At 61.6% G+C, this 13,440-nt stretch carries 11 protein-coding genes; 1 reads left to right on the plus strand and 10 read right to left on the minus strand.

Going from position 1 to position 13,440, the window contains the following annotated elements; all coding sequences use genetic code 11:
• Nucleotides 1–105: 105 nt before the first annotated feature.
• The 4 genes from HMPREF3153_RS08855 to HMPREF3153_RS08870 all read right to left on the minus strand — a co-directional run bounded on the left by HMPREF3153_RS08855 (nucleotide 106) and on the right by HMPREF3153_RS08870 (nucleotide 5,006).
• The gene (locus tag HMPREF3153_RS08855; protein ID WP_070420602.1) at nucleotides 106–2,346 is read right to left on the minus strand and encodes a polyribonucleotide nucleotidyltransferase; all 2,241 of its coding nucleotides are present in this window, start codon (nucleotides 2,344–2,346) and stop codon (nucleotides 106–108) included.
• A 265-nt stretch (nucleotides 2,347–2,611) separates the two neighbouring features.
• On the minus strand, nucleotides 2,612–2,881 hold the full coding sequence (gene rpsO / locus HMPREF3153_RS08860) for a 30S ribosomal protein S15 (RefSeq protein ID WP_005528980.1): 270 nt from the start codon (nucleotides 2,879–2,881) through the stop codon (nucleotides 2,612–2,614).
• 166 nt (nucleotides 2,882–3,047) lie between these two features.
• Nucleotides 3,048–3,980, minus strand: coding sequence for a nucleoside hydrolase (locus HMPREF3153_RS08865; RefSeq protein ID WP_070420603.1), 933 nt, complete (start codon nucleotides 3,978–3,980; stop codon nucleotides 3,048–3,050).
• On the minus strand, nucleotides 3,981–5,006 hold the full coding sequence (locus HMPREF3153_RS08870; RefSeq protein ID WP_070420604.1) for a bifunctional riboflavin kinase/FAD synthetase: 1,026 nt from the start codon (nucleotides 5,004–5,006) through the stop codon (nucleotides 3,981–3,983). It lies immediately after the preceding gene.
• Nucleotides 5,007–5,043: 37 nt separating this feature from the next.
• On the opposite strand from HMPREF3153_RS08870, the gene truB reads away from it, so the two are divergent.
• Complete coding sequence (truB, locus tag HMPREF3153_RS08875) at nucleotides 5,044–5,937, plus strand: tRNA pseudouridine(55) synthase TruB (protein ID WP_070420605.1); 894 nt, start codon at nucleotides 5,044–5,046, stop codon at nucleotides 5,935–5,937.
• A gap of 30 nt (nucleotides 5,938–5,967) precedes the next feature.
• Here truB and HMPREF3153_RS08880 read toward each other — a convergent pair whose 3' ends face one another.
• From HMPREF3153_RS08880 to infB, 6 genes are all read right to left on the minus strand, one after another.
• Nucleotides 5,968–6,636, minus strand: a complete 669-nt coding sequence (locus HMPREF3153_RS08880) for a 4'-phosphopantetheinyl transferase family protein (RefSeq protein ID WP_070420606.1) — start codon at nucleotides 6,634–6,636, stop codon at nucleotides 5,968–5,970.
• Nucleotides 6,636–7,463, minus strand: a complete 828-nt coding sequence (locus HMPREF3153_RS08885) for a metallophosphoesterase family protein (protein WP_005528975.1) — start codon at nucleotides 7,461–7,463, stop codon at nucleotides 6,636–6,638. Before HMPREF3153_RS08885 ends, HMPREF3153_RS08880 begins: the two co-directional genes overlap by 1 nt.
• Nucleotides 7,464–7,493: 30 nt before the next feature.
• The gene (locus HMPREF3153_RS08890) at nucleotides 7,494–8,768 is read right to left on the minus strand and encodes an MATE family efflux transporter (RefSeq protein WP_070420607.1); all 1,275 of its coding nucleotides are present in this window, start codon (nucleotides 8,766–8,768) and stop codon (nucleotides 7,494–7,496) included.
• A 77-nt stretch (nucleotides 8,769–8,845) separates the two neighbouring features.
• Nucleotides 8,846–9,838: a DHH family phosphoesterase gene (locus HMPREF3153_RS08895; RefSeq protein WP_005528972.1), complete on the minus strand. Its 993-nt coding sequence runs from the start codon at nucleotides 9,836–9,838 to the stop codon at nucleotides 8,846–8,848.
• A gap of 1 nt (nucleotide 9,839) precedes the next feature.
• Nucleotides 9,840–10,283 carry a 30S ribosome-binding factor RbfA gene (rbfA, locus tag HMPREF3153_RS08900; protein WP_034656829.1) on the minus strand — a complete coding sequence of 148 codons (444 nt, stop codon included), beginning with the start codon at nucleotides 10,281–10,283 and terminating at the stop codon, nucleotides 9,840–9,842.
• A 222-nt stretch (nucleotides 10,284–10,505) separates the two neighbouring features.
• Complete coding sequence (gene infB, locus HMPREF3153_RS08905) at nucleotides 10,506–13,322, minus strand: translation initiation factor IF-2 (RefSeq protein ID WP_070420608.1); 2,817 nt, start codon at nucleotides 13,320–13,322, stop codon at nucleotides 10,506–10,508.
• Between the last annotated feature and the right edge of the window lie 118 nt (nucleotides 13,323–13,440).

Below are 13,440 nucleotides of genomic sequence, written 5' to 3' on the forward strand. Positions count from 1 at the left end.
GAGACAAGGAAAGGCGCCCTCGCTAGCAGCCGGCATAGTTGCGACCGCCAAGCGAGGGCGCCGTTGTGAGACAGCCGCATCACACGGCTAGTCGGGAGGGTGCGACTAGTCTTCCTCGACTGGAACCAAGGAGATCTTGCCGCGGTTGTCGATGTCTGCGATTTCCACCTGGATCTTATCGCCGACGTTGACGACGTCCTCGACCTTCTCGATGCGCTCGTCGCCGCCGAGCTTCGAGATGTGGATGAGGCCATCGCGGCCTGGGGTCAGGGAGACAAACGCGCCGAAGGCTACGGTCTTAACGACGGTGCCTAGGAAGCGCTCGCCAACCTTTGGCAGCTGCGGGTTAGCAATAGAGTTAACCTTCTCGATTGCAGCGTCGGCAGCCTCACCGGTAGCGGCGGAGATGTAGACGGTGCCGTCTTCCTCGATAGAGACCTCAGCGCCGGTCTCCTCAGTAATCGAGTTAATGGTCTTACCCTTCGGGCCGATGAGCTCGCCGATCTTGTTGACCGGAATCTTCACAGAAGTGATCTTCGGAGCCAGGCCAGACATCTCGTCTGGGCCTTCGATGACCTCAGCCATGGTGTCCAGGATGGTGGCGCGGGCGTCGCGAGCCTGCTCCAGGGCCTGTGCCAAGACCTTGGACGGGATGCCGTCCAGCTTGGTGTCCAGCTGCAGAGCAGTGATGTACTCGGAGGTACCTGCGACCTTGAAGTCCATGTCACCGAAAGCGTCCTCAGCACCGAGGATGTCAGTCAGAGCGACGAACTTCTCCTTGCCGTCTACCTCGCCGGAGACAAGACCCATTGCGATACCTGCAACCGGTGCCTTCAGTGGAACGCCAGCGTTGTACAGGGACAGGGTCGATGCGCAAACTGAGCCCATGGAGGTAGAACCGTTGGAGCCGAGCGCCTCAGAGACCTGACGGATGGCGTACGGGAAGTCCTCACGGGAAGGAATAACCGGAAGCAGTGCGCGCTCAGCGAGTGCACCGTGGCCGATTTCGCGGCGCTTCGGGGAGCCAACGCGGCCGGTCTCACCCGTGGAATACGGCGGGAAGTTGTAGTGGTGCATGTAGCGCTTGCCCGTGACCGGGGTCAGGGAATCGATCTGCTGCTCCATCTTGAGCATGTCCAGGGTGGTAACGCCCAGGATCTGGGTCTCGCCGCGCTCGAACAGGGAGGAACCGTGGGCGCGTGGGATGAGGTCAACCTCAACGCCCAGGTCACGGATGTCGGTGACGCCACGGCCGTCGATGCGGAAGCCCTCGGTGAGGATCTTCTTACGCACGATTGCCTTCATCACGGCGTTGTAAGCAGCACGGATCTGCTTGGAAGCGTCCTCTTCTTCGAACTTCTCAAGGAGGTCAGCCTCGACCTGCTCCATGTACTCGTTCGTTGCGTCGTCGCGGTCCTGCTTGCCGGGGATGGTCAGCAGCTTCTCCAGCTTCTTAGAGGCAGCCTTCTCAACTGCGGCGAAGATGTCATCGGTGTACGGCGGGAAGAGCGGGAACTCCTGGGTTTCCTTAGCAGCGCGCGCAGCCAGACCTGCCTGAGCCTCGCACAGGGTCTTGATGAACGGCTTCGCTGCCTCAAGGCCCTCAGCGACAGTGGACTCCTGCGGAGCCGGTGCACCTTCCTTGATGCGCTCAGCAACGTTGATGCCTGCGCCAGCCTCGACCATCATGATGGCAACGTCTTCCTTGTTGCCCTTCTTTACGATGCGGCCGGCAACGACCATCTCGAACAGTGCGCGCTCGTGCTGCTCGTGGTTCGGGAATGCAACCCACTGGCCCTTCGGGTGCTTGTCATCAGCGATGAGTGCCATGCGCACGCCGCCGACAGCGCCGGAAACCGGCAGGCCAGACAGCTGCGTGGAAGCAGAAGCGCCGTTGATGGCGATGACGTCGTAGTACTCCTCCGGCGCCATAGAAAGCACGGTAACAACGACCTGTACCTCATTGCGCAGACCCTTGACAAAGGTCGGGCGCAGTGGACGGTCAATCAGGCGGCAGGCCAGGATGGCCTCGGTGGAGGGACGGCCCTCACGGCGGAAGAAGGAGCCCGGAATCTTTCCGGCTGCGTACATACGCTCCTCGACGTCCACGGTCAGTGGGAAGAAGTCAAAACCTTCACGTGGCTGGTTGGAGGCAGTGGTGGTGGACAGGAGCATGGTGTCCTCGTCCAGGTAAGTGGTGACAGAGCCGCCCGCCTGACGAGCCAGCAGGCCAGTCTCGAAACGGATGGTGCGGGTGCCAAAATCGCCATTGTCAAGGGTGGCGATTGCTTCGGTGATACCGAATTCTTCATCAATGTTGAACTCAACGGCGTTCTTAGCGCTCATTAAAGTCTTTCTCCTTTGGAGGTTTCTTTGGCGATCATCGGTGCCGCCTTCTCAAAAATTTGTCTATGACAACGTTGCACAATTCTAGCAGATACCCTGCATGTTTGCCGCGTTTGCCCAGCAAAGCGCTTCCCTTTTCGACTCCAGCCCAACCACCAGCGGCCCTAGAGTCCGCCGCCCACGTAAACCAGACGAGAAATCCAAAACGCAAAAAATCCTCAGTCCAGCGAACGGACTGAGGATTTGTCTCTACCTTGGGGCGCTCTTAGCGGCGCAGGCCCAGGCGGGAGATGAGGTCACGGTAACGATCGATGTCGTTAGCTGCGAGGTACTTCAGCAGGCCACGGCGACGACCAACCATCAGCAGCAGACCACGACGGGAGTGGTGATCGTGCTTGTGGAACTTCAGGTGCTCGGTCAGGGTGTTGATACGGGAGGTCAGCAGAGCGATCTGTGCCTCTGGGGAGCCGGTGTCGGTCTCGTGCAGGCCGTACTCCTTGAGGATCTCTGCCTTCTTCTCGGTGCTCAAAGCCATGTTGGATTTCTCCTATTGTATTTCAGTCCGCATGAAATTCTAAGCGCCTTTAACTGCTGCGGACCGCAGTCACAAAGCCAAGCGATAACTCTAACAGCTTTTCTACCTCAAACCCAAACTTCGGCTTCTTGGCACAATGCGCAGAAGACATGTCACTTGCTGCACGTTAATGCTGTTGCAGGAGCGAATTGAGCTTGTCCATCAGCTCAGCCGCAAAGCGCGGGGCATCCACCTCTACTGCCACGTGGGCAGCCTTGTGTGGTTCTTTCATCCTGGCAACGTCGCCGATGGTGCGGCCCGGGGTCGTGCCCGTAGTTTCGCAGGCCAGGTTGGTGTCGAAGCAGGTGACCAGGCTAGGGTCTGCCGCCACGGCCACCGCGAGCGGATCGTGCAGGCCACAACCGCCCAGGTCCGGTTCGATGGCGGCGTAGGCGCGGATGTAATAGTCGAGCATGTCCGCATAAACGCGTCCGGCCCGCGTACCAAGCCCACGCCACTGCCTGGTCTCCGCAGCGGTCAGAAGCGTTTGCAACGTGACATCCAAGCCCACCATCGTCACGTCGCGGGCGGTACGGAAGAGGAAGTCCGTGGCGGCGGGGTCCTGTGCCACATTGGCCTCAGACCAGGTGGTGACGTTTCCGGGCACGGTCAGCGCCCCGCCCATCATGACGATGCGAGTATCAGAAAGTACGGGTTCAGCTTTCAGCGCCGCCGCAATCGTGGTCGAAGGCCCAGTCGGGATAATCACCAGGTCTTCGCCATATTCACGCGCCGCCCGGCACAAAAACTCCACTGCAGATTCTTCCTGTACCTGCCCGCGCGGCGGCGGAAGCAGGACGTCGCCAATGCCATTGCGGCCATGGATGAATGCGGAAATTGGCTTGACCTGGAACCCCGCTGGCTGCTCACCGGCAAAGACCGGGACGTCGCCAGCCCCGAGCAGCTCCAGCAGCACCAAGGTATTACGCACGCCGAGCTCCACCGGCACGTTGCCATAAGTCACCGTCACGCCGATGAGCTCAAGGTCAGGATGCGCCAGCGCATAGGCCAGCGCCAGGGCATCGTCGATCCCGGTATCGAGATCCAGAATGACCTTCATTTAGCCCTCCTGCAGGAAGTACTCGTCCTTCTCCCAGCCACAAGCCTTGGCATCTGCGGCTAAGACCTCACGTGCCTTGGCCACATCTGCCGCCATCGCGCCCAGCAGCTCTTCTACCGAGTTGAACTTCACCATGTCGCGCAGATGATCCACGAACTTCACGGTGGCCACGTGCCCATATAGATCGGCATCGCGATCCAGCACGAAGGACTCGATGGAACGCTCTTCGTCGCCGAAAGTCGGGTTCGTGCCCACAGAGATCGCCGCCGCATAAGCCATGCCGTGGTCCATGTTGCCCTCAACGGGCGCCTCAGCCGGCTCCAGGATGAACCAGCCCGCATAGACGCCATCGGCCGGAATCGCCACGCTGTCCGGGAAGTACTGATTGGCGGTAGGAAAACCGAGCTCCTTGCCGCCGCGTCCGGCGCCACGCACCACCGGGCCCGTCACCGAAAAGTGCCGGCCCAGCGCCCAATTGGCCTTGGCAATCTCGCCCGCCGCCAGGTTGGCGCGGATGTTTGTGGAGCAGATTCGCACCCCGGCGTCGTCAAGCAGCGGCACCACGTCGACACTAAAGCCATGGGTTTTACCGAACTCCACCATCGCGTCCGCCGTGCCGCTCGCGCCCGCACCGAACGTGAAATTCTCCCCCACGACCACGTGACGCGCATGCAGCTTTCCCACAATCAGGTCTTCGACGTAGTGCTGCGGAGTCGTGCCCACGAGCTCCTTGGTGAAGTCGATGACGAGCACCGCATCGATGCCCATCTCTTCCGCCAGCTGCAGGCGCCGCTCAAACGTCACCACGGACAGCGGCGCGCGCTCCGGGAGGAAGACCGCGACCGGGTGCGGATCAAAAGTCACCATCACCGTGCGCATGTGCTCCGCACGCGCAAAGCTCACCGCATTATTAATGAGCTGCTGATGGCCGCGGTGTACGCCGTCAAAGACGCCGATGGTCACCGCAGTCGGGCCAAAGTCACCGGGGATGCTGTCGATTCCGTACCAAATATCCACGGCCACCATGCTAATGCACGGCGAGGCGTGGAATAGACTGCAGGGCATGACTGATGCGCTCGCAAATTCTGGCCTGGTGGTAGTGGACAAGCCGCAAGGCATGACCTCACACGATGTGGTGGGCCGCCTCCGCCGCATATTTCACACCCGCAAGGTGGGCCACGCAGGCACCCTCGACCCGATGGCCACCGGCGTTTTGGTGGTCGGTTTGGAACGCGGCACCAAGTTCCTCGCGCACATGGTCGCGTCAACCAAGTCCTACGACGCCACTATTCGCCTTGGCATGGCGACGCATACTGACGACGCCGAGGGCGAGCGCACCTGGGGCAAGCCTGCAAGCGAACTCGATATGGAGCAGGTCAATAAAGAGGTCGCTGCTCTCACCGGTGACATCATGCAGCGCCCCGCCGCGGTCTCTGCAATCAAGATCGACGGAAAGCGCGCCCACGAGCGTGTGCGCGAGGGCGAAGAGGTAGAAATCCCCGCCCGCCCGGTTACGGTCAGCCGCTTCGACATCCTCGCCCACCGCATCGAAGGTGAGTACCTGGACCTCGACGTCACCGTTGATTGCTCGTCTGGCACCTATATCCGCTCCCTCGCTCGCGACTTAGGTGAGGCGCTCGGCGTGGGCGGCCACCTCACCGCTCTGCGCCGCACAGAGGTAGGGCCATTTACGCTTGATGACGCCCGGACCCTCGACGAGCTCGCTGATGCTCCGGCGCTTTCGCTCTCCCTCGACGAGGCGCTCGCCCGCTCCTACCCTGTCCTTCAGGTCACCGAAGACGAGGCAAAGGCGCTTGCCATGGGCAAATGGCTCGAGCCGCGCGGGCTAAAGGGCACCTATGCGGCGGTAGATCCTGATGGTCACTCGATTGCGCTCATCAAGGAAAAGGGCAAGCGCCTGGCCACGGTCTTCGTGGCGCGGCCGTCGACGCTTTAGGCCCGTGGGTGGGCTATTGAGAGCCCGCCACTAAAAGCCCACCGCGGGCACCACCGTGGAAACGATGACGAAGCCATCGCGGATCATCCAACGGCCGCTAATCAGCGGTACGGGGGTCGGCCGGGCCAAGATATAGGAGATCAAGGTGCCGTCGAGGCGCAAGTCGATCTCTGCTTGGTCGAAGTCCAGCCAGCGATGTGTCATGGGAAACCACGCTTTGTACGTGGCTTCCTTGGCGCAGAACAATAAGCGATCGGGGCAGCTAATCCCGGCGTCGGCAAGCCGCGTTAACTGCGTCATCTCCCCTGCGCGCGCAATCATGGTCAGCACGTGATCGGGCAATGGCTCGGCAGGTTCGGCATCCAGGCCCATGGAGCGCACGTGTTTACTCGGAGCCGCCACTGCCGCGCGCAGGCCCTCTGTATGCGTCATAGAACCGGTATAGCCGTGCGGCCACAGCGGCATGCCCCGCTCGCCGCGCATGATGGGCTCCTGACTTTCACAGCCCAGCTCCTGCAAAGCACGATGCGCACACCAGCGGGCGTCTCCGAATTCCGCCTTGCGCACGTCAACTGCCTGGGAGACCAAGGATTGCTCCTGCGGGTCCAGCTGCGTGTAATTCATCAGATCCGTAATCGCAGCGTCGGTGCGCACGTAACAGTAGCGGGCGGTATCTGGGAACAGGTTTGGTTCCAGCATTAGCGCACCTCCTCTAGCGCCGAGGACGCAGACTCATCACTGTGTAGGACCGGATAAGGCCACTGCTGGAGATGGCCGTGCGCCTCCCACTCGCGGGGATAGCCCAGTGAGACCTCGATGTGGTCTACCCCATCGACGTTGATGCAGCCGGGCAGATGCAGGTGACCGTAGATGACCGCCTGCGCGTTATAGCGCCGCGCCCACGAGCGGGTATGGCGAGTGCCGCACCACAGGGCGATTTCCGGCCACGCCATGCGCAGCGTGGGTTCTTGAACCAGCGGCCAGTGATTGACCAACACCGTAGGTCCACTTACCCGGGAAAGGCGCTTGATGGAATAGGCAAGGCGATCCCAGCACCAGGCGCGAATGTCGACGAAGGGAGCGATGGCGAAGTCATCGGTCATGACAATCTGGTGTTCACGGGCACGCTCTAAGGCGCCCTCGACGGTAGTGCCGGGTGGGCGGAAGCTGTAATCATAAAGGGTAAACAGCGGCACAATGGTCACCCCACCGAAGACGGGATATGGGTCCTCCGGAGTCACTACGCCGATTTCGCGGCAGCCCTCCACCAGCTCGTCATACTTGGCGCGGCCCTGGCACCTATCTTGGGAACGCGAGAAGAGCTCGTGGTTTCCCGGCACCCAGATCACCTTGGCATAACGCCGCGAAAGCTTGGTGAGGATGCGCAGTACGAGTTCGGTGCGCTCGGCCACGTCACCGGCCACGATGAGCCAATCGGCAGGATCTTCCGGGTAAAGCTCATCGATGCGGCTGGAATTAGCGCGCACTGCCGCGTGGAGATCTGACACCGCCCATAAGGTCGCCATGGCGTGCTCCTTTCTTCTTTCCTCTTCAGGTTAGACCACAGCCCAGCGCATCGAGCGGAAGCGATAGACCACGCCGAGGAAACGGATGGAAACAAACAACGCAAGACCGCACCACACGCCGGGAAGGCCCGCTCCCAAGGCGTAGGCCGCCCACACACCGGGCAGGAATCCGCAAAGCACCGAAACGATGGTCAGTGTGCGCAGGAAGGCGGCATCGCTGGCGCCGAGCAGGACGCCGTCGAGTGCAAAGACCACTCCTCCCAGAACCACCATGGCAATCATGATGAGCCACGGCACACGGATGACCTCGAGCACCGCTGCATCGGTGGTAAAAAGCACAGGAATGATACCGATGCCCAGGGCTAGGACTGCGCCGAGCCCGAGAGCAAAGGCCGTGGAGTAGAAAGTGACCTTGGTTCCGACGCTGCGCGCATGCTTGGCCGAGCCCGCGCCGAGCGCCGCGCCGGTCAACGCCTGGGCGGCGATGGCCAGAGAATCCAGCACGAGCGACAGGAAGTTCCACAGCTGAATCATGATCTGGTGCGCGGCAAGCTGGGCCGTACCGAAGCGGGAAGCCACGGCGGCGGCCGAAAGAAAGGCCACCTGGAAGCTGGCAGAGCGCACGATGAGATCGCGGCCCAACACGAGCTGGCGCTTGACGACGCCCCACTGCAGCCGCCAAGAGCCCACGTGCTCACGGTGAAGTTCCCACAGGAAGAGCGAGGCCATGATCGCCATGCCCAGCACCGTGGCCCAGGCGGAGCCGGCAAGGCCCCACTGGTGGACAAAGAGCGGCACCGCGATGGCGCCGGGGATGAGGCCGGCCAGGGTAAAGATCAGCGGCTTTACTGTGTTTTGAACGCCGCGCATCCAACCGTTGCCTGCCATCTCGATGAGATTGAGCGGGATAGCGAAGGCGGCGATGCGCAGCCACAGCGCGGTGTCCTGGGCGGTCTCAGGGTTGCCGGTCAGCCACTGGGCAAAGTGGCCGGCACCGATCCACATGATGACGGCCAGGGACATGCCCACGCCAAGGGCTACGTAGGTTGCCTGCACGCCCTCGGCTACGGCTTCGTTCTTCTTGCCCGCGCCGAAAAGCCGCGAGGCGCGCGCCGTGGTGCCATAGGAAAGGAAGGTCAGCTGGGTTGTCACCATCGTATGGATGGTGGCAGCAGCGCCGAGTGCCGCGAGTTGGTGCGCGCCGAGGCGGCCCACCACTGCGGTATCGAGCAGTAGGTACAACGGCATGGCAGCCAACACGCCCAGCGCCGGAAATGCGAGGCGAAATACCTCACCAGCGCTCACGCGGGTGACTGCCTTACCTAGCTTCGAAGTATCTTCTGCTTCTGCCGAAGCATTGTCCTGTTCGCGCCGCGTGATGGTTACTCCCCTACAGCATTTTCTTCGTCGTAAGCGGCAAGTGCGTCGACGAGATGAGCAATGATTTCTTCTGGCTTGCCCAGGGCCGTATAACCGGCCGCCGGGATGTGCCCGCCGCCGTCGAACATGAGCGCCACCTGCGCGCAGTTAACGGTGGAAGAACGCAGCGACACCGCCCAGACTCCCGCGCGTTGCTCCTTGAACACCACGCCCATGTCGGTGCCTTTGAGCGCGCGCACGAAGTCCACCATGGATTCCACGGCGGAATCGGAGTGCGACTGTACTTCCTCAACGGGCACAATAAGCGTGCCGAGGCGGTGCTCGCCGGCTTCGATGATGCGCAGACCAGACAGCACGCGGCCGACCATCTGCACGTCGTCGGCAGTATTGGAGTCCATCAGATCCACTGCGATCTGCTTGGTATCGAGCCCGTAGAACATCAGGCGGGCAGCGATGTCGTGCATGGCTGGCCGGCCCCAGCGGAAGCTGCCGGTGTCGGTGACCAGACCGGCATAGAGGCAATGCGCAATCCCGCGATCGATCTGCACGGAGAGCATATCGAGGACGTCGAGAAGCACCACAGTGGTGGACTCGCACTCCGGATCAATCAGGTTGATGGAACCGAAACCGCGGTTCGATGCGTGGTGGTCGATGCACAGAACGCGGCCGGTGCCCGCCATCTTCTCCAACTCCCGCATGAGAGCTCCGGTGCGGTCGATGGAACCGCAGTCCACCGTGACATAAAGGTCATAGCCTTTGGGCAGGGTGTTAACGAGCTCAATCTCGTCGGCGGCAGGGATGGTGAAGAGATTGTTCGAAATCGGGTGTTCCTGGCCGATGACGGTGCGGGTCTGCTTGCCTCGCTGGCGCAACGCCAGGTTCAACGCGGCGGCAGAGCCGATAGCATCCGCATCGGGGCGCAGGTGCGTAATGATGCAGATGCTGCTCGCTTCTATCAAGGCGTCGGCGGCGCTTTGATAATCAGTGCGGCGCACCCTAGGCCTCTTCCCGAGCGGAATCCTTGTATGGGTTCGCGTCTCCAGCGGGCTTCGCGTTGGCCTTCAGTTTGGCAAGCTCCGCATCGCGGGCGCGGGCGCGCGCCAGCAAATCCTCCATGTGGGCGGAAGCCTCCGGAACGGTATCGACCTCGAAGGCGAGCGTCGGGGTAAAGCGCACGGAGAGCTGATCGCCCACAATCTTGCGCAGTTGGCCCTTCGCGCGATTGAGTGCCTCTGCTGCCTTGTCAAAATCCGGCTCGGAGTCGATGTCCTTGCCGCGCACGGTGTAGTAAACGGTGGCATCGTGGAGATCACCCGTGACGCGAGTATCGGTGATGGTCACCATCTCGAGGCGACGGTCCTTGATCTCGCGTTCGATGGCACTCGCCACGATTTCCTGAATACGCTTAGCCATTCGTGCAGCACGCGCGTGGTCAACCATGGTGCAACTCCTTCTCCGTCGAACTAGCGATCTCTACCAAGATCTATAAAACCGTGTTCATCTTACATTACTCCGCATCCATGTCCTGCAGCAGAAACAAAAGGATCAGTGTGAAAGGTCGCTGAAGGAGTTACGAAAAGACCCGGCGACAGCTAATAAAATCGCCAGGGCTTCCCCCTCATCGGGGAAACACCTGGCGATTCTATTTACTCCGCTTGCGGACTAGGTACGCGGAACCTCGACCTCTTCGTAGGCCTGGATCTGGTCGCCCACCTGGATGTCCGGGTAGGACAGGACCATACCGCACTCGTAGCCGGCGTTGATCTCGTTTGCGTCGTCCTTTTCGTGGCGCAGGGACTCGATCTTGGCGTCGGAAGTGATGACGTTGCCATCGCGAACGAGGCGGACCTTGCCGTTGCGCTTGACCTTGCCCTCGGTAACCATGCAGCCCGCGATGGTGCCGACGGCGGAGGACTTGAACAGCGCGCGGATCTCCGCAGCGCCTGTGTCGCGCTCCTCGTAGATTGGCTTAAGCATGCCCTTGAGAGCAGCCTCGACCTCTTCGATGGCGCGGTAGATAACCGTGTAGTAGCGGATATCTACGCCCTCGGCGTTAGCTTCCTCAGTTGCCTTACCCTCAGCGCGAACGTTGAAGGCGATGATGATGGCGTCGGAAGCCGCTGCCAAGGAGACGTTGGTCTGGGTTACAGCACCGACGCCACGGTCGATGATGTTGAGCTGTACCTCGTCGTCGATCTCGATGTCCAACAACGCATCTTCCAGGGCTTCCACCGAACCGGCGTTGTCGCCCTTGAGGATGAGGTTGAGGGTCGAGGTCTCCTTGAGAACTGCATCCAGATCCTCGAGAGAGACGCGCTTGCGAGCCTTTGCCTGCAAAGCGGAACGCTTGCGAGCATCACGCTGTGCAGCAATCTGGCGGGCCACGCGGTCGTCTTCGACCACAAGGAGGTTGTCGCCAGCGCCTGGCACACCGTTGAGGCCCTGGACCTGAACCGGACGGGACGGACCTGCCTCTTCGACGTCGTTGCCGAACTCGTCGAGCATGCGGCGGACACGGCCGTGAGCGTCACCGACGACGATGGAGTCACCAACGCGGAGGGTACCGCGCTGAACGATGACAGTGGCAACTGGACCACGACCACGATCGAGGTGAGCCTCGATGGCTACGCCCTGTGCGTCCATCTCTGGGTTAGCAGTCAGCTCGAGAGCTGCATCGGCAGTCAGGATAACTGCCTCCAACAGACCATCGATGTTGATGTTCTGCTTTGCAGAGATGTCGACGAACATGGTATCGCCGCCGTACTCCTCCGGAACCAGTCCATACTCGGTGAGCTGGCCACGGATCTTGTCCGGGGATGCCTCCGGCTTATCGATCTTGTTAACAGCAACCACGACTGGGATGTCCGCAGCCTTGGCGTGGTTAATAGCCTCAACGGTCTGCGGCATGACGCCGTCGTCCGCTGCGACAACCAAGATTGCCAAGTCGGTGGACTTTGCACCACGCGCACGCATAGCGGTAAACGCCTCGTGACCCGGGGTATCCAGGAAAGTGATGGTGCGCTCGCCATCTTCCAGTTCAACGGTGGTCTGGTATGCACCGATGCCCTGGGTGATGCCGCCGGCCTCGCCCTCGCGCTCGTTGGTCTTACGGATGGAGTCCAAAAGGCGGGTCTTACCGTGGTCAACGTGACCCATGACGGTAACGACTGGAGGACGCTTCTCGAGCGCCTCTTCGCCGCCCTCGTCCTCACCGAACTGCAGGTCGAAGGACTCGAGCAGCTCACGGTCCTCGTCTTCTGGGGAGACGACCTGGACGTCGTAGTGAATCTCAGCCCCCAGCAGCTGCAGGGTTTCCTCGGAAACGGAGGCGGTTGCGGTAACCATCTCACCGAGGTTAAACAGAGCCTGTACCAATGCTGCTGGATCTGCACCAATCTTCTCAGCGAAGTCAGCCAAAGATGCACCTCGGCGCAGACGTACGGTCTGCCCCTTGCCGTCAGGCAGACGTACGCCACCTACCTCATGCTTCTGCTGCTCTTCGAACTCATGACGTTTCTGACGCTTGGACTTCTTGCCCCTGCGTGGTGCGCCACCTGGACGGCCGAATGCACCAGCGGTGCCGCCGCGACGACCGCCGCGACCGCCACCACGGAAGCCACCCGGGCCGCCCTGGCCTGGTCCACCCTGGCCACGCCCACCGCGGCCACGGCCACCGTTGGAGGACTTGGACGGCATGGCTGCCGGGTTCGGATGCGAAGGCATCATGGCCGGCGATGGACGACGGCCGCCGCCCTGTCCCTGGCCTTGACGCTGGTTGCCTTCACCCTGGCCGGAGCGTCCGCCGCCCTTGCCACCACGGTTATCGCCTGGCTTGCCGCCAGGACGTGGGCCCTTGGAACCGCCCGGACGAGGTCCTGGACGGTCGCCACCGGCACCGCCAGTGGAGAACGGGTTGTTGGCCACGCGGCGGGTACCGCCTGGCTTCGGCATCGGACGAGGCATGGAGTTACCCGGAGTCGGGCGCTCGCCACCCGGCTTCGGTGCTGACTTAGCCTCTGCGTTTGTCTGGGACTTCTGTGGAGCCTTCGGAGCCGACTTCGATGCGCCCGGCTTCGGACCTGGCTTAGCTGCAGAAGCGGCAGGCTTCTGGGAAGCCTCGGCCTTTGCAGCCGGTGCCTCTTCCTTAGGTGCGGACTTTGCAGCACCGGACTTGGCAGCTGCTGGCTTCGGCGCACCTGGCTTTGGTGCAGACGCCGCTGCGCCTGGCTTTGCGGAGGTCTTAGCTGCAGGCTTTGCGGCCTTGTCAGCCGCTGCCGCCTTGGCAGGCTGATCGCCGGATGGCTTCTCTCCGCCGGACTGCGCCTCATAGTGGGCGCGCATCTTCTTCACCACTGGGGGTTCAATGGTTGAAGATGCGGTTTTAACGAATTCGCCCTGCTCCTTGAGCGTGGCGAGTAGTTCCTTGCTGGTTACACCGAGCTGCTTTGCGAGCTCGTGAACACGTAGCTTTCCGGGCACTTGTCTCCTTGTGATTGTGACTAGGAGCCAAGGCCGTTGTGGCCTGACCCCTAGTTAATGGCTATGGACTTTCATCGCTGATGCTTCATCGTTGTGTGCTCATCAGTGTTCGGTCTTC

The sequence above is a fragment of the Corynebacterium sp. HMSC06C06 genome, assembly GCF_001807295.1.
In the GTDB taxonomy this organism is placed as follows: domain Bacteria; phylum Actinomycetota; class Actinomycetes; order Mycobacteriales; family Mycobacteriaceae; genus Corynebacterium; species Corynebacterium striatum.

Bases quoted from the DNA above. Each gene is read 5' to 3' on its own strand.
- rbfA (WP_034656829.1), bottom strand. From the start codon at position 10,283: ATGGTTGACCACGCGCGTGCTGCACGAATGGCTAAGCGTATTCAGGAA.
- HMPREF3153_RS08885 (WP_005528975.1), bottom strand. From the start codon at position 7,463: ATGGCGACCTTATGGGCGGTGTCAGATCTCCACGCGGCAGTGCGCGCT.
- HMPREF3153_RS08855 (WP_070420602.1), bottom strand. From the start codon at position 2,346: ATGAGCGCTAAGAACGCCGTTGAGTTCAACATTGATGAAGAATTCGGT.
- rpsO (WP_005528980.1), bottom strand. From the start codon at position 2,881: ATGGCTTTGAGCACCGAGAAGAAGGCAGAGATCCTCAAGGAGTACGGC.
- HMPREF3153_RS08870 (WP_070420604.1), bottom strand. From the start codon at position 5,006: ATGGTGGCCGTGGATATTTGGTACGGAATCGACAGCATCCCCGGTGAC.
- HMPREF3153_RS08865 (WP_070420603.1), bottom strand. From the start codon at position 3,980: ATGAAGGTCATTCTGGATCTCGATACCGGGATCGACGATGCCCTGGCG.
- truB (WP_070420605.1), top strand. From the start codon at position 5,044: ATGACTGATGCGCTCGCAAATTCTGGCCTGGTGGTAGTGGACAAGCCG.
- HMPREF3153_RS08880 (WP_070420606.1), bottom strand. From the start codon at position 6,636: ATGCTGGAACCAAACCTGTTCCCAGATACCGCCCGCTACTGTTACGTG.